The organism is Burkholderia sp. HI2500, from assembly GCF_002223055.1.
GTDB lineage: Bacteria > Pseudomonadota > Gammaproteobacteria > Burkholderiales > Burkholderiaceae > Burkholderia.
Genome location: NZ_NKFL01000004.1, coordinates 723,998 through 743,857, shown reverse-complemented (window position 1 = coordinate 743,857; position 19,860 = coordinate 723,998). Strand labels below are relative to the sequence as shown.

Here is a 19,860-nt window from a genome sequence, read left to right as displayed (position 1 = left end):
TCTCCGTGGAGCGCGCCGCCGCGTCAGAAGCGCTGCTGGATGCCCGCCATCGCACCGACCTGGTCGCGGCCGGTGCGGACCGTGCCGCCTGCCGCCACCGCCGACGTGCCGAGCGCGCTGTTCATCATGTAACCGACGGACGTATAGACCAGCGTGCGCTTCGACAGGCTGTAGTTGGCCCGCCCGACGAACAGGTTCGAGTCGTAGCGGCCACGCAGCAGATAGCGCACGGCCTGTGCGTCGAATGATAGCGCCGGCGTCGCGTAGACCGTGCCGCCCGCGAAAAAGAGGTCCGACTGGCCGTGGGCCGCGGCCGCCGTGTTGCGGCGGATCCAGCCCGCGCCGAGTTTCGCGATGCCGAACTTGACGTACGCATCGACGATCGTGCGCGTGTCGGTATAGCCGGGGTTCGACAGCGGCGCCGACGCGCCCGTGCCGCCGTGCATCACGTCGTACGAAGCGGCCATGCCGAACTGCGGCGCGTCGTACGCGACCATCATCGTGTATTGCCGGCAGGCGACAGGGTCGCCCGGCACGTTGCCCGCGCAGTTCGTGGCCGACGGGCCGGCCGGGCCCGCCGCATCGCGCCCGGTGCTGTACGTGCCGCCGAGCGTCACGCCGCCGAAGTGACCGAGATAGCCGATCGCGCTGTCGCTGCGCGCGTTCGGCAGATAGCTGTCGAAGCTCGCCATCGAATGAATCGACGGGCCGATCACGTCGGCGTTGAGCAGCACGAGCATCGACATGTTCATCTGCCGCCCGAGCGTGAGCGTGCCATACGGCGAATCGATGCCGACGTTCGCCTGTCGGCCGAACAGGCGGCCGCCGTAGTTCAGCGCGCCCGAGTTCAGCGCGAAGCCGTTTTCGAGCACGAAGAACGTGCGGAAGCCGCCGCCGAGATCCTCGACGCCGCGCAACCCGAAGCGCGACGGCACTTCGCCGGTCAGCGACGGCATGCCGGCGACCGCGCCACCGCCGGCTGCATGGTTGTAGTACTGCACGCCGGTGTCGACGATGCCGTACAGCGTCACGCTGCCCTGCGCCTGCGCGTCCGGCGATGCGGCGGCGGCGGCCGCGAACGAGATGGCCGTCGCGGCCGAGCGAAAGGTTTTCATCGAAGTCTCCAGACCAATCGTGTAGTTATGCTTTCTATCGACCGGCGACGCACTCGGCGCCGCCGGCCGGTGGGGGATATCGGGTCGTTCAGGTCGCGAGCGGCGTATCGAACGGCATCGCGCGCGGCCGCTCGCCGGTCGCGCGCCAGATCGCATCCGCCACCGCCGGTGCGACGGGCGGCAACGCGACCTCGCCGCAGCCTTGCGGATCGCGGTCGCTGTCGACGATCACCACTTCGATCTTTGGCATCGCGGCCAGGCCGAGCAGCGGATAGTCGGCGAAATTGCGCTGCACGACCGCGCCATGCTCGAACGTGATTTCGCTCCTGAACGTGTTGGTGAGCGCAAAGCCGACGCCGCCCTCGACCATCTCGCGAATCAGCAGCGGATTGATCGCGCGGCCGCAGTCGATCCCGCACACGATCCGTTCGAGCTTCACGTTGCCGCGCGTGACGCGCACCTCGGCAATCGCCGCGACGTACGTGCTGAATGCGCCGCCGCGCCCGGTGTACAGCGAATACGCGACCCCGCGCGACAGGCCGGCCGGCGCGCGGCCGAACCAGTTCGCGCGCGCGGCCGTCGCCTCGAGCACGCGCAACGCGAGCGCATCGTGCTTCAGCAACGCGCGCCGGTATTGCACCGGGTCGGCCCGCACCGTATGCGCGAGCTCGTTCACGAAGCTTTCGAGGAAGAACACGGTCGACGTGCTGCCGACGCTGCGCATGAAGCTGACCGGGATCGGCTGCATCACCGTGACCGAATCGACCAGCAGGTTCGGCACGTCGTAGCAAAGGTCGTACAGGCCGTCGAGCATCGTCTCGTCCCAGCCGCCCGCCTTGTTGTAGCGGTCGCGCTTGATTGCCGCATACAGCGAATGACCGGCGACGCGCGCATGCAGCGCGACCGGCAGGCCGTCACGGCCGAGCGCCGCGCGAAACCGCGCGGACGCGCACGGCCGGTAGAAACCGTGACGGATATCGTCCTCGCGCGAACGGATCACCTTCACGGGCCGCCCGACCGCCTTCGACGCGACGGCCGCATGCACGACGAAATCCGGCACGTACTTGCGGCCGAAGCTGCCGCCGAGAAACGTCGTGTTGACGATCACGCGCTCGGCCGGCACGCCGAACAGCGCCGACAGCGTCCAGCGCACCTTGTCCTGCCCCTGGATCGGCCCCCAGACCTCGATCTCGCCGGCCCGCACGTGCGCGGTCGCGTTGACGGGCTCCATCGTCGCGTGAACGATGTACGGCGTGTGGTAGTCGGCCTCGACGACGCTGCCGGACTCGGCAAGATGGCGCCCGGGCTCGCCGATCTGCGTCGCGACCACCGCGTGCTCCGCCTGCAGCGCGCCCTTGCGCTGCGCGAGGATCGTCGCACTGTCGAATGCCGGCGTCGGGCCCGCGTCCCACACGATGTCCGCCGCATCGCACGCCTTCTTCGCCTGCCAATAGGTCTGCGCGACGACGATCACCGCGTCCTTCGCGAGCACGACGTCCGTCACGCCCGCCATGGCGCGCAGCGCGTCGCGGTTCTTCACGGCGGTCGGCTTGCCGTTCAGCGTGGGCGCCATCGTCAGCGCGCCGACCAGCATGTCGGGCACCTGCACGTCGATGCCGAAGATCGCGCTGCCGTCGACCTTCGCGGGCACGTCGAGCTTGTGCAGCGGACGGCCGATCAGCGTGTACGCGGAGGCCGGTTTCAGGCGCGGCTGCAGATCGTGCGGCAGCCTGGCCGCATCGTCGACGAGCACGCCGTACGACAGCGAACGACCACTCGGCGGATGGACGACGCGGCCGTCGCGCGTCACGCACTGCGTGTCGCGCACGCCGAGCCGCGCGGCGCCGGCCCGCAGGAACGCCGAGCGCGCCTGCGCACCCGCGATCCGCAAGCGCGTGTAGAACATCGTCGCCGACATCGACGCGCCGACGAATTGCTGCGGCGCCTCGTTCGCGGCATCGATCCGGTACGCATCGCGCCCCGTGACGAACTCGACCGTCACGCTGCGCCAGTCCGCATCCATCTCGTCAGCCAGCACCTGCGGCAGCCCGGTATAGACGCCCTGCCCGACTTCCGCCTGCGACAGCCCGATGATCGTCCTGCCGTCCGTATCGACGCGCACCCAGTCGTTGATCTCGCGAAAGCGCGCACCGTCGCCGTCCGCCTGAACGACGTCGCCGAACGCCAGGGGCAGCAGCAGGCTGCCCGCCAGCGCGACGCCGCCCTTCAGGAACACGCGCCGCGCCACGTTCGGCACCGGCTGTACCCGCACCGCGTCAGCCGGCCGCGACATGGATCGCCTCGCGAATGCGTTGATAGGTCGCGCAGCGGCACAGGTTCGTGACGGCCGCGTCGATCTGCGCGTCGGTCGGCTTGCGGTGGCGCACGAGCAGCGCGGCCGTCGCCATCACCATCCCCGACTGGCAATAGCCGCATTGCGGCACGTCCTTCTCGATCCACGCGCGCTGCACCGGATGCGAGCGATCGTGCGACAGCCCCTCGATCGTCGTGACCGCGCGGCCCGCGACGCTCGCCGCCGGCAGCACGCACGCACGCGCGGCTTCGCCGTCGAGGTGCACGGTGCAGGCGCCGCACGCGCCGATGCCACAGCCGTACTTGGTGCCCGTCAGTCTGGCCGAGTCGCGAATGACCCACAGGAGCGGCGTATCGGGATCGCCGTCGAAATCGAACGGCTGGCCGTTCAGCATGAAGCGCATCGTCTGTCTCCCTGTTGCGCATCGCCCGTTCGTCATCCGGCGGATGACGGCGATGGCCTGACAGGAATTCTTGGCGGCGCAAAAAGCGGCGCCAATGACCTTTGCTCCCGAAAAAGTAGCCGTTCGTCCAGATCGTTTCAGTCGACGAATGGCGCGTGCCGCCCGGCTCGCCGCAGCCCCGGCTTGCGGACGGGCCGCAATCGGCTATCGTGTGTCCATGCCCACCGCCGTCCCCTTCCCGGGAACCCGCCATGAACGTCCTGCTCAACCACACGATCGTCTGGTGCCGCGACAAGCGCGCGTCGAGCCGCTTCCTCACCGAGCTGCTGGAATTGCCGCCGCCGACGCCGTTCGGCGCGATGCTGGTCGTCCCGCTCGGCAACGGCGTGTCGCTCGATTTTTATGAACAGTCGGGAGAGATCGCGTCGCAGCATTACGCGTTCCTGCTCGACGAAGCAGGCTTCGATCGCGTGCTCGCGCGCATTCGCGAGCGCGGGCTGCCGCACTGGGCCGACCCGGCGAAGCGGCAACCCGATGACATCTACCGCCACAACGGCGGCCGAGGCGTGTACTTCGACGATCCGGACGGCCACTTCCTCGAAGTGATGACGCAGCCTTATGTGCTGAACGGCTAGTTCGACGGGCCGGCGTTGCACCGGCCGAACCCGTGGCGCGGCTGCCGCCCCGCTCGGGACGGCATCCGGCCGATCGGTGTTACTCGGCAGCGTCCGCCGCCGTCTTGCGCGGACGACGCGCGCGCGGTGCGGCCTTGCGGGCCGGCTTCTTCGGCTTGGCAGCGGCCGGCGCTTGCGCAACCGCGTCGGCATGGGCTTCAGCCGGCGCCGCGTCGTGCGATGGCTGCGCAGCGGCACGCTCGCCGCCGGCATCGCCTGCCGCCGGCCCGGCGTGCGTCATCGTGACATGCCGCTCGTCGCCCTGCGCCGCGTCGCGATGCGCGTCGTCGGCATGCTTGCCGTGCGCGTGCTGGTCGCCGCCGTGCATCGGCGCGCCATGCCCGGCAGCGTCCGGCTTCCCGGCTGCCTGACGGCCTGCGCTCTTCGCGGCGGCGCCCTTCTTCGCGCCGGCCTTCTTCGCCGCGGTCTTGCGCGCGCGCTTGCGGCCATCCTTCGCACCGCCATGCGCATCGGCCACTTCGGCCACTCCGGCCGTTTCCGCCGGCGACATCAGCGGTGCCGCCTCGGCCGCCTCGGCGACCTCGGCCACTTCCGTCTCGTCCGCGTCGACCTGCACGCTTTCGTGCATGACCGCTTCCGCCCGCTGCCCGCGACGTTGCGCATTGCGCCCGGCCCGCGCCGGCTCGGCCGCACGCGTGCCGTGGTGCGCGCCGCCGTGCCCGCCGCCTTCACCGCCCGCTGTGACATGCTCCACAGCCGCCGACTGGCGTGCCCGCGACACGAACGCGCCCGACTTGTCGTCACGCCCCACTTCGAGCAGGCCGCGCGCCTGCGCCTCGTCGAGCAGGTTGCCGAACGCGCGGAATCCGTAGTACGACTCGTTGAAATCCGGCTTGCGACGCTTGATCGCGCTCTTGAGCACCGACGCCCAGATCTTGCCGACGTCGTCCCGCTCCGACGCGAGCGCGTCGAACGTCTCGACCGCCAGCGCGATCGCCTCGGCCTTGCGCGCGTCCATGTCGTGCTTGCGCGACGACGGCTCGTCGGGCCGCTTCGCGCCGCCGTTGCCCGCACGCTGCTGCTGTTCGCGCTTCGCGAGCGCGCGCTGCTGCTCGCGCACCAGGTCGTCGTAGAAGATGAATTCGTCGCAGTTCGCGACCAGCAGGTCCGACGTCGATTTCTTCACGCCGACGCCGATCACCTTCTTCGCGTTCTCGCGCAGCTTCGACACCAGCGGCGAAAAATCCGAGTCGCCGCTGATGATCACGAACGTATCGACGTGCGACTTCGTGTAGCAGAGGTCGAGCGCGTCGACGACGAGCCGGATGTCGGCCGAGTTCTTGCCCGACTGGCGCACGTGCGGAATCTCGATCAGCTCGAAGCTCGCCTCGTGCATCGACGCCTTGAAGCCCTTGTAGCGATCCCAGTCGCAATAGGCCTTCTTCACGACGATGCTGCCCTTCAGCAGCAGGCGCTCCAGCACGGGCTTGATGTCGAACTTCTCGTACTTCGCGTCGCGCACGCCGAGCGCGACGTTCTCGAAGTCGCAGAACACGGCCATGCTGACGTTGTCCAGGGGTATTGCCATGTGTACTCCAACCAGTGGGCCGATGCGTTGTATGACGTAACGGCGAAAAATGCATCGCGCACATGATAGCCGGTCGGCGCGTCATTCCCGCATCCGTGTGAATGAATGGCGACCGGAATGTCGGTCTCGGTACGCCCGCAGCCGGTATGCCCGATGCCGGTATGCCCCTTAATACACACCCGCCGCATCGGCAAATCGACATTACACTTGAGTTATCGGTCGTCCGTCCCTATCTGGAAGGATGACGCATCGAGCAAGGAGCGGTTTCATGACGACGAAGGTACTGCTGATTGGCGCGACCGGTCGAACGGGCCAGGCCTGCGCGGATCTGCTGCTCAAGCAGCCGGAGTTCGAGGTCACGGCGCTCGTGCGCCGGCACGGCTATGCGCTGGCGGGCGCACGGGTGGTCGAAGCCGACCTGAAGAACGATTTCTCGCACGCATTCCAGGGCATCTCGCACGTGATCTACGCGGCCGGCTCGGCCGAATCGGAGGGCGCGGCCGAAGAGGAGCAGGTCGACCGCGACGCGGTCGCCCGCGCCGCCGAATACGCGCTGGCTTACAACGCGCAGAAGCTGGTGGTGATCAGCTCGCTGTCCGCGTACCGGCCCGAGCTCGGCCCGGACGCGCTGCGCCACTATTCGCAGATGAAGCGCGAAGGCGACGATCGCGTGATCGCGTCGGGCGTCGACTACGCGATCCTGCGCCCCGGCCCGCTCACGGACGATCCGGGTGTCGGCAAGATCGCGCTCACCGACGCATGGTTCGATGGCGCCCCACCCGTGTCGCGCCAGGATGTCGCCTGGGCCGCGATCGAGGCGATCAAGCTGGGCATCTCGCGCAAGATCGTCGGCTTCGTCGGCGGCAGCGTGCCGATCGAGCAGGCATTGCGCGCCTAGCGGCCTCTCGCGCCGCCGCCCGGGCGGCGCGTTGCTCCGTACCGGCGGCCCGCAGGACGGGCCGCTTTGCCGTGCGGGCCGCCCGATTACTGCTTCGGATGCGCGTCAGCCCACGCCTTCACGGCGGCGAGCGTGTTCTCGACGTGCTTGTCGGGCGACATGCTCGTGTATTCGTAGAGCACCTTCCCTTCCGGCGAAATCACGTAGGACACGCGGTTCGCCTTGTCGATCGCCGGCAGCTTCGCATCATATTCCCGGATGATCTTCGCATCCGGATCGGCCGCGACCGGGAACTTGCTCCGGCACTCGCTCACCGAGAACTTCGTCAGCGTGTCGATCTTGTCGGCCGAAACGCCGATCACCGTCGCGCCGTAAGCCTTGTAACGGTCGACCGCGTCCGCGAACGCGTGCGCCTCGATCGTGCAGCCCTTCGTGAACGCGGCCGGATAGAAATACAGCACGACCGGCCCCTGCTTCAGCGCGTCCGCGAGCGAGTACGTGTAAGTCTTGCCGCCCAGCGACGCCTGCGTCGTGAAATCGGGCGCCGCGGCACCCGGCTTCAATTCCGCCTGCGCCATCAGCGCATGGCCGGCCACCAGCGCCGCCAAGGCGGCGCCCAGCAACAGTTTTCGCTTCATCTGCGTCCTCATTTCTTATAAAGTCAGCCTCGATGTAGGCCCCGCCGGCGTTCGCCTGTCGAACACCCGCGTGGCCGATCCGGTCCAGCGGCAACGCCATCCGCGGCCGGTCCGTTAAAGATTCCGCACAGTCTGCCGTTATTCCTTCCGGACAACCGGTTCCAGCCCTTCACGTCAGCGAGAAACATGGAAGCCAACAGGAAACAGACGTCACGCAAGGGCTCCTGGCGCAGCGCCTTGCTTACGCTGCGCCGCTTCGCCTGGTCGGGCGGCGCGCTGATGCCCGCGCGCGCCGGTGCGCCGCGACGCGACGACTCCGTGCGCAACTGGCTGGAACAGACGGTCGGCACGGTGGATTTCCTCGCCCATGTCGACCGCGAACTGCGCTTTCTGTACGTGTCCGATGCGAGCCTGCGCTTCATCGGCTACCACCGCGACTACCTGCACACGCTGACGTTGCGCGACCTGATCGCCGAACAGGATACCGCGGCGCTCGAAGGCCTGCTTGCACGCGCCGCGCGTTCCGGCCAGGTCGAGAAGGCGACGATGTGCATCGTCAAGTCGCTCACCTACCCGCTGGACGTCGAGATCCGCGCGTTCAAGAGCCGTCACCACGGCGTCGACGGGTTCGCGATCGCGGCGTTCGACGTGTCGTCGTGGCGCGCGCTCGAGGCGCGCCTGACTTACGAGATGCACCACGACCCGATGACGGGGCTCGACAACCTGTCCGCGCTCGTGCCCGCGCTGATGCGCGCGCAGCAGGCCGCCGACGGGGACGGCTCCTGCGCGGCGCTGCTGCTGCTCGACCTCGACGACTACCAGCGGATCAACCGCGCGCTCGGCTACGACGCGGGCGACACGCTGCTGCGCGAGACCGCGCAGCGGCTGAAGGCGCTCGTCACGCCGAACGAGCAGCTCGCGCGCGTCGCGAGCGACAAGTTCGCGGTCGTGCTCGGCGCGCCGAACCGCACGCAGGCGAGCAATGCGGCGGACGCACTCGCACGCCGGCTGCAGGCCGCGGTGCGCGAGCCCTACGTGTACCAGGGGCAGACCGTGCACCTGTCCGCGAGCATCGGCATCGCGCTCTACCCTGACGAGCGCTCGGCGCCGCACCGCGCGCAGCACCACAGCCCGCTGCTGCGCCGCGCCGACCACGCGCTCGCGCAGGCGAAGGCGTCGGGCGGCAATGCGCTCGCGTTCCACGCCCCCGTCGACGATCCGGCCGACGCCGAACGGCTGAAGCTCGAGGCCGACCTGTACGACGGCGTGCGCAACGGCGAGTTTTCGCTCCATTTCCAGCCGATCACGCGCAGCCAGTCGGGCGCAGTGGTCGGGGTCGAGGCGCTGATCCGCTGGCGCCATCCGGTGCACGGCCTCGTGCCGCCGGCGACCTTCATTCCGCTCGCCGAATCGATCGGCCTGATCAACTATCTCGGCAACTGGGTGCTCAAGGCCGCGTGCATGCAGCTCGTCGCCTGGGACCGTCAGGGGCTCGCGCTGCAGTACGTGGCGGTCAACGTGTCGCCGCAGCAGTTCCGCGACCCGCGCTTCACGCAAAGCGTGCGCGAGGCGATCGCGCTGACGGGCATCGACCCGCGCCGCATCGTGCTCGAGATCACCGAAAGCCTGCTGATGCACGATCCCGCGCAGGCCAAGGGGCTGCTCGAGGAGCTGACCGATCTCGGCATCCGCTTCGCGATCGACGATTTCGGCACCGGCTATTCGAGCCTCGCGTACCTGCAGCGCTTCCCGCTCGCGAAGCTGAAGATCGACCGCAGTTTCGTCGAGAACCTGCTGACCTCGCGCAATGACCGCGCGATCGTGTCGGCGGTGGTCGGCCTCGCGCAGACGCTCGATCTCGAACTCGTCGCCGAAGGCGTCGAGACCGAGGCGCAGCGCGAATTGCTGACGGAGATGGGCTGCAACCATATCCAGGGCTGGCTCGTCTGCCAGGCGCTGCCGTCCGAGGAGCTCGCGCGGCGCTTCGAGGCGCAGCAGCTGCACCTGCACGCCGCCGCCTGACGCGCGCGGCGAACCGGACAGATCCGTATGTCAATCACCGAACACCTGCCCCGCACCGCATTGCTCGACAAGCTGTGGGCCCGGATGAACGAACGGGGCGATTTCCCGCTGCTGTCGGAATCGCTGCGCGCGACGATGGCCGCGATGAAGAACGACGACCTCGACTTCACCGCGCTCGTGCGCGTCGTGCTGTCGGACTTCGCGCTCACGCAGAAAGTGCTGCGGCTCGCGAACTCCGCGATGTACATGGCGTTCGGCGGCAACATCACGACCGTGACCCGCGCCCTGATGGTGCTCGGCATGGACGCCGTCGGCCACCTCGTCGTCGGGCTCAAGCTCGTCGACCATTTCCACCACAGTACGCCGCGGCGCATCGACGCGAAGCTCGAGCTGAACCGGGCGCTGCTGTCCGGCTGCGTCGCACGCAAGCTCACCGAGCGCGCCGAGCTGCGCGCGGGCGAGGAAGCCGTCGTCTGCACGCTGATGCGCCAGGTCGGCAAGCTGCTCGTGGTCTGCTATCTCGACAGCGAATGGGACCGGATCCGCCGTCGCGCGGCCGAGCTGAACGGCGACGAAGCGGCCGCCTGCATCGACGTGCTCGGCGTCGGCTTCGACGAGATCGGGCTCGAGGCCGCCGCGCGCTGGCGCTTGCCCGACGTGATCCGCGCGGGGATGGCCGATCGTGACCACGTGGTCCATGCCGACGCGTTCGGCAACGACGATGACGATCACGACGCGGGCCGTGCGACCGATGACGGCCCGGCCGACCGCGTCCGCTGGCTGCGCGCGATCAGCCGCTGCTCGACCGACGTCGCGGGCGCGCTGGTGATGCCCGCGAGCCCGCAGCGCGACGCGCGCATCGCGGCGCTCGCGCAGCACTACGGTGCGGAGCTCGACATGGAATCCGACGCGCTCGTCGAGATCGCCGAGCGGCTCGCGCGCGAGGAAGCGAGCGACACCGTGATGCGCGAGATCGTCGAGCTGCGCGCGAACGCCGATGCGATCGCGCGCGCCCAGGCCGCGCCCGAGGCGTGCCTCGAAGCCGGCCTCGCGGACCTGCGTGCGCTGCCGTCCGAGCACGTGCTGACGCCGGTGCTCGCGCTCGCGTCGGAAAGCCTGCTGGCCGGCCTCGCGTTCACGCGCACCGTGATGTTCGTGCGCCACGACGACGGCATGTTCGCCGCGCGCCTCGGCTTCGGCCCCGGCGTCGACACGACGCTCGACCGGCTGCGCTTCGACGAGCGCTTCGAGCCGGACGTGTTTCATCTCGCGATCTCGAACTCGGTCGGCATCTTCATCGAGCAGGCGCAGGAGCCGAAGATGCTCAAGCGCCTGCCCGCGTGGTATCTCGACGCATTCGACGACACGCGCGCGTTCGTGCTGCTGCCGGTGCGCGTCGGCACGACGACCGTCGCGCTGCTGTACGGCGACTGGGCCGGCGCGCAGCCCGCGCGCAAGATCACGCAGCAGGAGATGGCCGTGCTCAACGAGCTGGCGCGCGAACTGGGCCGGTTCTTTCCGGCCTGACGCCACCGCCGGCCGCTGCCGCGCGGGTTCCCGTCCGCGGTTTCCCGTCGTCCGCGGTTTTTCGTCATTTCCCGCCCCCAAAGACAAACCGGCCGCATCAGCGGCCGGTTTGCTTGCATCGTGCGATCGAGCGCAGCGCTTACTTGAGCGTCACGGGCACGCTGAAGTACTTCTTCGCGAGGTTGTCGATCGTGCCGTCGGCCTTCAGTTCCTTCAGCGCCTGATCGAGCGCGGTCTTCAGCGCCGCGTCGTTCTTGCGCAGGCCGAAGCCGACGCCCGAGCCGAGGATCTCGGCGTCGCTCACGGTACCGCCCGCGAACGCGAAGCCCTGGCCTTGCGGCTTCGTCAGGAAGCCCTTCGAGCCGGCTTCCGCGTCCTGGAACGTCGCGTCGAGACGGCCCGACTTCAGGTCGGCGTAGGCCAGGTCCTGCGTCTGGTACGGCACGACTTCGACGCCGGCCGGCGCCCACTTCTTCTTCGCGTACGCTTCCTGGATCGTGCCCTGCAGCACGCCCACGCGCTTGCCCTTCAGCGATTGCGGGGTCGGCAGCAGGCCGCTGCCCTGCTTCGCGATCAGCTGGTTCGGGATCGTGTAGATCGCATCGGTGAACGCGATCGCGTGCTTGCGCTGGTCGGTGATCGTCATGTCCGAGTTGATCGCGTCGAACTTGCGCGCCTGCAGCGCCGGGATCAGGCCGTCGAAGTCGTTCTCGACCCACACGCACTTCGTCTTCAGCTTCGCGCACACCGCGTTGCCGATATCGATGTCGAAGCCGGTCAGCTTGCCGTCGGGCGTCTTGTATTCGAACGGCGCGTACGAGGCTTCGACGCCGAAACGGATCTCTTTCAGATCCGCTGCCATCGCGCTGCCTGCCGCCACGGCCGATGCCGCCACCACCGCATGCGCGGCCACTTTACGCCAATCCAACTTCATCAGGTGTTCTCCTCGATACTCGAATGTTCCGGAACTACGGGCGCATGCATCATTGCAGGGTCGGATGACCACGGCAATGCTGCCGCCGCGCCGTGATGCGGCGCAACAGCCGCAAGGCCGCGATTGTACCAATCCGCGCGGCCCGATATGGCAAAGCAGCCGCCGGCACTTGATGCTGCGCTGCGGGCGCCGACGTCAGCCGGGCGGCCCGTCGAACTTGCAAGACGATGTCGCAAATACGCAAGCGCGACCCGCGGGCCTTCTGCGCGGCGGATGGGCATTATCTCGAAACAGGAATGGTGGCCGGGCGATGCGCGGGCCGCGGGTCACCGCGGCCACGCGCAGTCGGGCACCGTCAGAGGAGCGCGGCGACCGTCTCGCGGGTCGTATCGACGACGAGCAGGCCCGCGCGCAACCCCGGCTTCACCGACGGATTCGGAAACACGATGCGCTCTTCGTCGTGCGTCACCGTGTAGCGGTAATCGCCGTCCTGCGCGAGCACCGTGCCGCGTGCGAACGCGGTGAAATTCGCGACGTCGGCCGCGACGAACAGCTCGAGCGCGTCGCTCTGCTTCGTGATCTGGTCGATCACCGTGAAGACGCGCGGCAACGGCGCGTCGGCCTCGCAAGCGGCGCCCGACACGAGCTTGCGCACCGCGCGGTCGGCCGGCGCGAAGCGCGCCAGGTCGTTCTGGCCGAACGGGCGCACCTTGCCGAGTTCCAGCGTGCACGCGAGCGCACCGCAATGCTCGGCCGTAAAATGCGAATACGTGTTGCCCTTCGCGGTATGCAGCAGCACGGCCGCGATCCGCGCGTCGCCGAGCCATTCGAACATCGTGCGTGTCGGCGGCATGCCCGTGTGCGGCAGCAGCGCGAACTGCTCGAACACCGACGCGCGGATCGCCGTGTGCATGTCGATGTGCCAGCGCGCGGCGCCGGCCGGCGCGGCCGCGAAGAATGCAGCGGCGGCCGCTTCGAGCTGCGCGGCGCGCGGTGCTTCGCGGCTGTCGGGCACCTGCGCGTGACGGCCGCTGAACAGGCGGTTCAGGTCGTCGTCGAGATAGCGTTCGCCGGCGCGCATCGCCGGCACGTTGCCGAGCACGACGAGCAGCCGGCACGCGAGCGGCAGCGCGCCCGAGGCGAGATCGCGCACGAGCATCGACAGCAGCTCGATCGGCGCCGTCTCGTCACCGTGCACGCCGGCCGACACGAGCACGCTCGCGCGCGCCGCGCCGGCGGCCTCGGCCGCCACCGGTTCGAGCGCGAGCAGCCCGTCGCCGCGCCATTGCCAGCGCACGGCGCCGGCCGCGCAGGTGCCGTCCGTCGCGGACGGTGCGCCGCCGGTCAGCGTGAACGCGAGGAAGTCGTCGAGCAGCGCGCCGGCCATGCGGGAATCAGCGCTGGAAGTCATACAGCGAACCGACGCGCAGGATCTGCGTGAGCTCGTCGAGCGCGGTGCGCGATTCGTCGAGCAGCGCCGGATCGGCGAGGTCTTCCGGTGCGAGGCGGTCGCGATAGTGCCGGTCGATCCACGTGTCGAGCGACGCGAACAGCGTGTCGTTGATCCACACGTTCGACGTGACGGCCGCGCGCTCCGCTTCGTTCAGCACGACGCGCAGGCGCAGGCACGCTGGGCCGCCGCCGTTCTTCATGCTTTCGCGCAGGTCGAACACGAGCACGTCGTGAATCGGGCCGTTGCCGGCCGCGAGTTCGTCGAGATAGGCCGCGACGTTGCCGTTCTCGCGGCATTCCTGCGGCACGACGAGCACCTGCGAGCCGTCCGCGCGCGACAGCAGCTGGCTGTTGAACAGGTACGACGTCACCGCGTCGTTCACGCTCACGGCGGCCTCGGGCACCTCGATCACGTTCAGGCGCGCCCCGCGTGCGTCGAGCGCGGCGGTCAGCGTGTCGTAGATCGCCTGCTTGTTGACGAACGCGCGCTCGTGCGTGAACAGTGTGTCGCGGTTGCCGACCGAGATCACGTCGTTGTGGAACACGCCCGCGTCGATCACGTCCGGATCCTGCTGCGCATAGACCGTCGCTTCTTCGTCGAGGCCGTGGCGATGCGCGACCGCGCGGCTCGCCTCGAAGGTCTGGCGCGCCGGGAAGCGCTTCGGCTCGGGGCCGCGGCGGTACTCCGCGCGGCCGTACACGAAGAACTCGATGCCCGGCTTGCCGTATTCGGCGCAAAAGCGCGTGTGGTTCGCCGCGCCTTCGTCGCCGAGTGCCGGCGTGCCGGTCAGCGCTTCATGCACCGCGAAATGCGCGGGATCGGCGAACAGCGTCGACAGCGTGCGGCGCGTCGCTTCGTGCTCGATCGCGCGATGCAGCTTGCTGCACAGGTTCGCCGGCGTGAAGTGCACGCGGCCGTCGCTCGTATCGGCCGACGGGCTGACGGTGGCTGCGTTCGCGGTCCACATCGCCGATGCCGAGCTCGCCGCGGCGAGCAGTTCGGGCGCCTGCTTCGCGGCCTTCGCGATCACGTCCGCGTCCTTGCCGGAGAAGCCGAGCTCGCGCAGCAGGCGCAGCGACGGCCGCTCCTGCGGCGGCAGCACGCCTTGCGCGAAGCCGAGATCCGCGAGCTGCTTCATCTTGCGCAGCCCTTGCTTCGCAGCGGCTTTCGGATTCGCGGCCGACTTTTCGTTGTTGAGCGACGCCACGTTGCCGAACGACAGCCCGGCGTAGTTGTGGGTCGGGCCGACGAGCCCGTCGAAATTGGCTTCTTGTGCGTTCATCGTCGTTCCCTCGATCAGAAATGCAGGCCCGGCGACAGGCTCGCGGGCAAGGTCAGTTGCGTGCTTTCCACCGACGCCATCGGATACGCGCAATAGTCGGCCGCGTAGTACGCGCTCGGACGATGGTTGCCCGAGCGGCCGGTGCCGCCGAACGGCGCGGCGGACGACGCGCCGTTGGTCGGCCGGTTCCAGTTGACGATCCCGGCGCGAATGGTGCGGCGGAAGTGTTCCCATGCGTTCGCGTCGTCGGCCAGCAGGCCGGCGGACAGACCGAACGCCGTGTCGTTCGCGCGCTCGATCGCTTCGTCGAACGTCGCGTAGCGGACGATCTGCGCGAGCGGGCCGAAGTGCTCTTCGTCCGGCAGGTTCGCGACGCCCGTCACGTCGACGATCGCCGCGTTCACGAAGCCGAGGCGCGGATCGCGCTGCGTCATCGCGATGATCGGCTTCGCGCCCTGCTCGATCAGGCGCGACTGTGCGTCGACGAGCTTCGCCGCCGCGCGTGCCGAGATCACCGCGCCCATGAACGGCTGCGGATCGGCGTCGAACACGTCGGCCGTGATCTTCGACGTCACGTCGGCGAAACGCGCGAGGAAGCGGTCGCCGAACGCGCCCTGCGGCACGAAGATGCGGCGCGCGCACGTGCAGCGCTGGCCGGCCGACAGGAACGCCGACTGGATCGTGTGATGGACGGCCGCGTCGATATCTTCGACTTCGCCGATCACGAGCGGGTTGTTGCCGCCCATCTCGAGCGCGAGCACGATTTCCGGACGGCCGCCGAACTGCTTGTGCAGCAGCGTGCCGGTATCCGAGCTGCCGGTGAAGAACAGCCCGTCGATCTGCCGATGGTTCGCGAGCGCGATGCCGGTGTCCTTCTCGCCCTGCACGAGGTTCAGCACGCCGTCCGGCAAGCCGGCGTCCTTCCACACCTCGACCGTCGCACGCGCGACGCCCGGTGCGAGCTCCGACGGCTTGAACACGACCGCATTGCCGGCGATCAGCGCGGGCACGATATGGCCGTTCGGCAAGTGGCCGGGGAAGTTGTACGGGCCGAACACCGCGACGACACCGTGCGGGCGATGGCGCAGCACCGCGACGCCGTCAGCCATGTCCTGGCGCTTCTCGCCGGTGCGTTCCTGATAGGCCTGGATCGAGATGCCGACCTTCGCGGCCATCGACGCGACTTCCGTGCGTGCTTCCCACAGCGGCTTGCCCGTCTCGCGGCCGATCGCGGTCGCGATCGCTTCCTTGCGTTCGTTGAGCAGCGCGGCGAAACGCTTGACGATCGCGCAGCGCGATTCGAAGTCGAGCGCCGACCAGCCGGCGAAGGCGCGGCGCGCGCTTGCGACCGCACGATCGACGTCGGCTGCCGACGCGCTTTCACCTTGCCACGCGATCTCGTCGGTGCCGGGGTTGCGCGAAGCGAACACGGGGCCCGAGCCTGCGACCCAGGCGCCGTCGATGAAGAGTTCCGTCATGATTCGTTTATCCCTGTTTGACTTTGAGCGGCAGCACGCGCACCGGATCGCCGGCCTTCACGTCGAGCGCGACGGCATCGTCGGCCGACAGCACGAACGAGCCGTTCGCGACCACGCCCGGCGCGACGCCGACGCGGAAGTCGGTGAGCGACGTGTTCGACACGAGCGACTTCGGAGCGTCTTCCCGCGCATCCGGCACACCGATCGCGACCGGCACGACGACGCTCTCGCGCACCGTGCGCAGGTCGTTGACGTGGCATTCGAGCACGGGGCCCGCGTCGAAGATGTCGACGTGATTCTGGTAACGCAGCCCTTCCGCCTCGAGCATCTTGCGGGCCGGCAGCGTATCGCGGTGCGTGAGGCCGACCGCGTCCTGCGCGTCCTGCGGCAGCAGGTCGACGTACACCGGATAGCGCGGCATCAGTTCCGCGAGGAACGACTTGCGGCCGTGCGAGCTGAGATAGTCGGCCGCGTTGAAATCGATCTGGTAGAAGTGCGAACCGACTGCGCGCCAGAACGGCGACGTGCCGTCGTCGTCGAAGTGGCCGCGCAGTTCCGCGCAGATGCGTTCCGGAAAGCGCTCGCGGAACTGCGCGATGAACATGAAGCGCGAGCGCGACAGCAGCCCGCCCACGCCGCCCGTGCGATAGCGCGGGCTCAGGAACAGCGAGCACACTTCCGCGTAACCGGTCAGGTCGTGCGAGATGTTCAGCGCGGACATCCGCGTCCACACGCCGAGCTCCTGGCTCGCGTGCACGACCGTGCTCACGCGGTAGTTGTAAAATGGCTGTTCGAGGCCGACCTGCGTCTCGATCCCGCACACGCCCGCGATGTCGCCCGTCTTCGACTCTTCCATCACGAAGAAGTAGCCGGCCTCGCCGGCCGCCGCCTCGCCCGCGAGCGTGCGGCGCGTGCGCTCGATGCGCGCGGCGAGCGCGTCGCGATCGGGCTTGAACGTGGTCAGCCCCGGCCCGGTTTCCTTCGCGAGCGACACGAGCGCGTCGACGTCGCCCGTTTGTACGACCCGAACGACGATCATGCTGCGTCTCCCTTCAAATCTTCATCGTCGCGGCGGTGCAGCGGCACGCAGCGCACGACATCGCCATCCTTCACATCGAGCGCCGCGCGCACGTCGCCGGCCAGCGGCGCGTCATCCGTCTCGCCCGGCAGCTCGGCCAGCACGCAGCGGAACGATTCGCCGCTGCCCGTCGACACCATGTAGGCGACATCGCCCTGCTGGTGCGCGGCCTCGCGCACGGTGCGCTCGGCGCCGTGCTTCACGCACGCGGTGCGGTCGACTTGCGCGGTCAGCACCGGGCCCGCGTCGAAGATGTCGACGAAGCGGTCGGGCTCGAAGCCTTCCTCGAGATGGATGTCATAGGCGAGCAGCGCCGATTCGTTCGGCTCGCCGAGCACGCGCTGCGCGGCTTCCGGCAGCAGCGGCACGTAGAGCGGATACGCCGGCATCACTTCCGCGATGAAGGTACGGCTGCGGCCGCCCGACGCGATGTCGACGTCGGTGAAGTCGCGGCCGAAGAACTTGCGGCCCACCGCTTCCCAGAACGGCGATGCGCCGGTGCCGTCGCTCACGCCGAGCAGCAGCGTGAACACTTCCGGCGTGAAGCGGCGGCGGTTCGCGGCGATGTACATCATCCGCGCACGCGAGATCAGGTGCGCGGCCGCGTCGCCGCGCAGCGACGGATCGACGTAGAAGCCCGCCAGCCGGCTCTTGCCGGTCAGCTCGTGCGACATCGTGAGCGCGTGGATCTTGCGGTTCACGTGCAGCTCGCGCGACGCGTGGATCAATGCGTCGTTGCGGAACGCGTAGAACGGTTCCGAGTAGCCGGCCGCGGCCACGATGCTCGCCGTGCCGAGCAGCTTGCCGGTCGACGAATCCTCGAGCACGAAGAGGTAGAACTCCTCGCCGGCGAAGTCGACGTCCGCGCGAAACGAATCCTCGGAGAGCGCCACACGCGCTTCGAGCGCCGCGCGGTCGTGCGGCAGCGAGTGCAGGACCGGCTGCGCGGTGCGCGCCATGTGCGCGAGCGCATCGAGATCCGTGAGTTTGCCGGGGCGAACAAATAGCATCGTCGTTCCTGTCTGCGATGGGTGCGCCGATCAGCGCGCGGTGGCTTCCTGGGCGGCGAGCACTTGCTCGACTGCCTTCTCGAAGCGCTTCATGCCTTCGTCGAGCAGGTCGAACGGGATCACCAGCGACGGCACGAAGCGCAGCACGTTCGGGCCGGCGATCAGCATGATCAGGCCGTTTTCCGCGGCGGCGGTAACGAAGTCCTTCGCGCGGCCGTCGAATGCCGCGGTGAGTTCCGCGCCGACGAGCAGGCCCTTGCCGCGTACGTCCTTGAAGATGCCGAAGCGCGCGTTGATGCGCTCGAGCGCGCCTTTCAGGCGCACGCTGCGTTCGCGCACGCCTTCGAGCAGCGCCGGGTCGCCGATCAGTTCGACGACCTTGTCGGCGATTGCCGAGGCAAGCGGGTTGCCGCCGTACGTCGTGCCGTGCACGCCGACCTTGAAGTGCGCAGCGAGTTCGTTCGTCGTCAGCATCGCGCCGATCGGGAAGCCGTTGCCGAGCGCCTTGGCGGTCGTCAGGATGTCCGGCGTGACGCCGGTATCCATGTAAGCGTAGAACTGGCCCGTGCGGCCGACGCCCGTTTGCACTTCGTCGAAAATCAGCAGCGCGCCGTGCGCGTCGCACGCTTCGCGCAGTGCCTTCAGGAAGGCCGGATCGGCCGGGATCACGCCGCCTTCGCCTTGCACGGGTTCGACGATCACCGCGCAGGTTTGCGGGCCGATCGCGGCCTTGGCGGCTTCGATGTCGTTGTACGGCAGGTGCTTGATGCCTTCCGGCACGGGGCCGAAGCCTTCCGAGTACTTCGGCTGGCCGCCGACGCTGACCGTGAAGAACGTGCGGCCGTGGAACGACTGCACGAACGAGATGATTTCGGCTTTATCGGCGCCGTGGCGATCGAATGCGACGCGGCGGGCCAGTTTCAGGGCGGCTTCGTTCGCTTCCGCGCCCGAGTTCGCGAAGAACGCGCGGTCGGCGAAAGTCAGCGATTCGAGGCGCTTCGCGAGGCGCAGCACCGGCTCGTTCGTGTAGCCGTTGCCGATGTGCCAGAGCTTGCGGCCTTGTTCGTCCAGCACCTTCAGCAGTTCCGGGTGGCCGTGGCCCAGCGACGTCACCGCGATACCGCACGCGAAGTCGATGTACTCGCGGCCGGCCGTGTCCCACACGCGGGAGCCCTCTGCGCGATCCGGCACGAACGGCGCGGGGGAAAATACCGGCACCATCACTTCATCGAATGTCTGGCGGGTCACGGTCGAGGTCGTCATGGTCGTTCCTTTCGGTTTCGTAAGAGGGTTCAACAGGATCAAGTTTAGGTAAGGGTGACGCAAGCGTCTTGCGGAATTGCGACGGGTTCTATCGGAAGCGGATAGTGCGGTTTGTTTTTGCCCTTCCGGGCGGGGGCTTCGGTTTTGGTGGGCGTATTTTGAGGCTTTTTGGGCGGTTCGCTTGCGGTTGGCGTGAAGCACCTGTTGTCTTAGCGGTCTATT

Annotated in this window: 16 protein-coding genes; 4 read left to right on the top strand and 12 right to left on the bottom strand. The window is 68.5% G+C overall.

Annotation, left to right across the window (positions count from 1 at the left end):
- Positions 1-23: 23 nt before the first annotated feature.
- The 3 genes from CFB45_RS06110 to CFB45_RS06100 form a co-directional block, all read right to left on the bottom strand.
- The gene (locus CFB45_RS06110) at positions 24-1,115 is read right to left on the bottom strand and encodes a porin (protein ID WP_089424898.1); all 1,092 of its coding nucleotides are present in this window, start codon (positions 1,113-1,115) and stop codon (positions 24-26) included.
- Between the two features lie 88 nt (positions 1,116-1,203).
- Complete coding sequence (locus CFB45_RS06105; RefSeq protein WP_089424897.1) at positions 1,204-3,408, bottom strand: xanthine dehydrogenase family protein molybdopterin-binding subunit; 2,205 nt, start codon at positions 3,406-3,408, stop codon at positions 1,204-1,206.
- A complete protein-coding gene (locus CFB45_RS06100; protein WP_089424896.1) occupies positions 3,392-3,832 on the bottom strand; it encodes a (2Fe-2S)-binding protein in 441 nt (146 codons plus the stop codon). The genes CFB45_RS06105 and CFB45_RS06100 overlap by 17 nt, the downstream gene beginning before the upstream one ends.
- Before the next feature lie 251 nt (positions 3,833-4,083).
- On the opposite strand from CFB45_RS06100, the gene CFB45_RS06095 reads away from it, so the two are divergent.
- Entirely contained in the window at positions 4,084-4,467 is a 384-nt protein-coding gene (locus CFB45_RS06095) for a VOC family protein (protein WP_089424895.1), read from the top strand.
- A 79-nt stretch (positions 4,468-4,546) separates the two neighbouring features.
- Here CFB45_RS06095 and CFB45_RS06090 read toward each other — a convergent pair whose 3' ends face one another.
- Positions 4,547-6,055: an NYN domain-containing protein gene (locus tag CFB45_RS06090; RefSeq protein ID WP_089424894.1), complete on the bottom strand. Its 1,509-nt coding sequence runs from the start codon at positions 6,053-6,055 to the stop codon at positions 4,547-4,549.
- Between the two features lie 268 nt (positions 6,056-6,323).
- Between CFB45_RS06090 and CFB45_RS06085 the strand changes: the two genes are divergently transcribed.
- Positions 6,324-6,953 (top strand): NAD(P)H-binding protein, encoded by a 630-nt coding sequence (locus CFB45_RS06085; RefSeq protein WP_089424893.1) that lies wholly within the window; start codon positions 6,324-6,326, stop codon positions 6,951-6,953.
- Positions 6,954-7,039: 86 nt separating this feature from the next.
- Here the strand turns inward: CFB45_RS06085 and CFB45_RS06080 are convergent, their stop codons facing one another.
- Positions 7,040-7,591 (bottom strand): peroxiredoxin, encoded by a 552-nt coding sequence (locus tag CFB45_RS06080; protein WP_089424892.1) that lies wholly within the window; start codon positions 7,589-7,591, stop codon positions 7,040-7,042.
- A 279-nt stretch (positions 7,592-7,870) separates the two neighbouring features.
- Between CFB45_RS06080 and cdpA the strand changes: the two genes are divergently transcribed.
- Together cdpA and CFB45_RS06070 are read left to right on the top strand one after the other, a co-directional pair.
- Positions 7,871-9,613 carry a putative bifunctional diguanylate cyclase/phosphodiesterase gene (gene cdpA, locus CFB45_RS06075; RefSeq protein ID WP_206150870.1) on the top strand — a complete coding sequence of 581 codons (1,743 nt, stop codon included), beginning with the start codon at positions 7,871-7,873 and terminating at the stop codon, positions 9,611-9,613.
- Between the two features lie 27 nt (positions 9,614-9,640).
- The gene (locus CFB45_RS06070) at positions 9,641-11,140 is read left to right on the top strand and encodes an HDOD domain-containing protein (protein WP_089424890.1); all 1,500 of its coding nucleotides are present in this window, start codon (positions 9,641-9,643) and stop codon (positions 11,138-11,140) included.
- 139 nt (positions 11,141-11,279) lie between these two features.
- On the opposite strand, the gene CFB45_RS06065 is transcribed toward CFB45_RS06070, so the two are convergent.
- The 7 genes from CFB45_RS06065 to CFB45_RS06030 all read right to left on the bottom strand — a co-directional run bounded on the left by CFB45_RS06065 (position 11,280) and on the right by CFB45_RS06030 (position 19,638).
- Entirely contained in the window at positions 11,280-12,074 is a 795-nt protein-coding gene (locus CFB45_RS06065; protein WP_043182082.1) for an ABC transporter substrate-binding protein, read from the bottom strand.
- A 355-nt stretch (positions 12,075-12,429) separates the two neighbouring features.
- A complete protein-coding gene (gene astE / locus CFB45_RS06055) occupies positions 12,430-13,485 on the bottom strand; it encodes a succinylglutamate desuccinylase (protein ID WP_089424889.1) in 1,056 nt (351 codons plus the stop codon).
- Positions 13,469-14,809 (bottom strand): N-succinylarginine dihydrolase, encoded by a 1,341-nt coding sequence (gene astB / locus CFB45_RS06050; protein ID WP_089424888.1) that lies wholly within the window; start codon positions 14,807-14,809, stop codon positions 13,469-13,471. Before astB ends, astE begins: the two co-directional genes overlap by 17 nt.
- 14 nt (positions 14,810-14,823) lie before the next feature.
- On the bottom strand, positions 14,824-16,287 hold the full coding sequence (gene astD / locus CFB45_RS06045; protein ID WP_089424887.1) for a succinylglutamate-semialdehyde dehydrogenase: 1,464 nt from the start codon (positions 16,285-16,287) through the stop codon (positions 14,824-14,826).
- A 7-nt stretch (positions 16,288-16,294) separates the two neighbouring features.
- The gene (gene astA, locus CFB45_RS06040) at positions 16,295-17,326 is read right to left on the bottom strand and encodes an arginine N-succinyltransferase (RefSeq protein ID WP_089424886.1); all 1,032 of its coding nucleotides are present in this window, start codon (positions 17,324-17,326) and stop codon (positions 16,295-16,297) included.
- Positions 17,323-18,375 carry an arginine/ornithine succinyltransferase subunit alpha gene (gene aruF, locus CFB45_RS06035; RefSeq protein ID WP_089424885.1) on the bottom strand — a complete coding sequence of 351 codons (1,053 nt, stop codon included), beginning with the start codon at positions 18,373-18,375 and terminating at the stop codon, positions 17,323-17,325. Before aruF ends, astA begins: the two co-directional genes overlap by 4 nt.
- 30 nt (positions 18,376-18,405) lie before the next feature.
- On the bottom strand, positions 18,406-19,638 hold the full coding sequence (locus tag CFB45_RS06030) for an aspartate aminotransferase family protein (RefSeq protein ID WP_089424884.1): 1,233 nt from the start codon (positions 19,636-19,638) through the stop codon (positions 18,406-18,408).
- Positions 19,639-19,860 lie beyond the last annotated feature (222 nt).

Coding starts and splice junctions, on each gene's coding strand:
- astB (WP_089424888.1), bottom strand. CDS start 14,809: ATGAACGCACAAGAAGCCAATTTCGACGGGCTCGTCGGCCCGACCCAC.
- CFB45_RS06080 (WP_089424892.1), bottom strand. CDS start 7,591: ATGAAGCGAAAACTGTTGCTGGGCGCCGCCTTGGCGGCGCTGGTGGCC.
- aruF (WP_089424885.1), bottom strand. CDS start 18,375: ATGCTATTTGTTCGCCCCGGCAAACTCACGGATCTCGATGCGCTCGCG.
- CFB45_RS06105 (WP_089424897.1), bottom strand. CDS start 3,408: ATGTCGCGGCCGGCTGACGCGGTGCGGGTACAGCCGGTGCCGAACGTG.
- cdpA (WP_206150870.1), top strand. CDS start 7,871: ATGCCCGCGCGCGCCGGTGCGCCGCGACGCGACGACTCCGTGCGCAAC.
- CFB45_RS06070 (WP_089424890.1), top strand. CDS start 9,641: ATGTCAATCACCGAACACCTGCCCCGCACCGCATTGCTCGACAAGCTG.
- astD (WP_089424887.1), bottom strand. CDS start 16,287: ATGACGGAACTCTTCATCGACGGCGCCTGGGTCGCAGGCTCGGGCCCC.
- astE (WP_089424889.1), bottom strand. CDS start 13,485: ATGACTTCCAGCGCTGATTCCCGCATGGCCGGCGCGCTGCTCGACGAC.
- CFB45_RS06110 (WP_089424898.1), bottom strand. CDS start 1,115: ATGAAAACCTTTCGCTCGGCCGCGACGGCCATCTCGTTCGCGGCCGCC.
- CFB45_RS06085 (WP_089424893.1), top strand. CDS start 6,324: ATGACGACGAAGGTACTGCTGATTGGCGCGACCGGTCGAACGGGCCAG.
- CFB45_RS06065 (WP_043182082.1), bottom strand. CDS start 12,074: ATGAAGTTGGATTGGCGTAAAGTGGCCGCGCATGCGGTGGTGGCGGCA.
- CFB45_RS06100 (WP_089424896.1), bottom strand. CDS start 3,832: ATGCGCTTCATGCTGAACGGCCAGCCGTTCGATTTCGACGGCGATCCC.
- astA (WP_089424886.1), bottom strand. CDS start 17,326: ATGATCGTCGTTCGGGTCGTACAAACGGGCGACGTCGACGCGCTCGTG.
- CFB45_RS06090 (WP_089424894.1), bottom strand. CDS start 6,055: ATGGCAATACCCCTGGACAACGTCAGCATGGCCGTGTTCTGCGACTTC.
- CFB45_RS06095 (WP_089424895.1), top strand. CDS start 4,084: ATGAACGTCCTGCTCAACCACACGATCGTCTGGTGCCGCGACAAGCGC.
- CFB45_RS06030 (WP_089424884.1), bottom strand. CDS start 19,638: ATGACGACCTCGACCGTGACCCGCCAGACATTCGATGAAGTGATGGTG.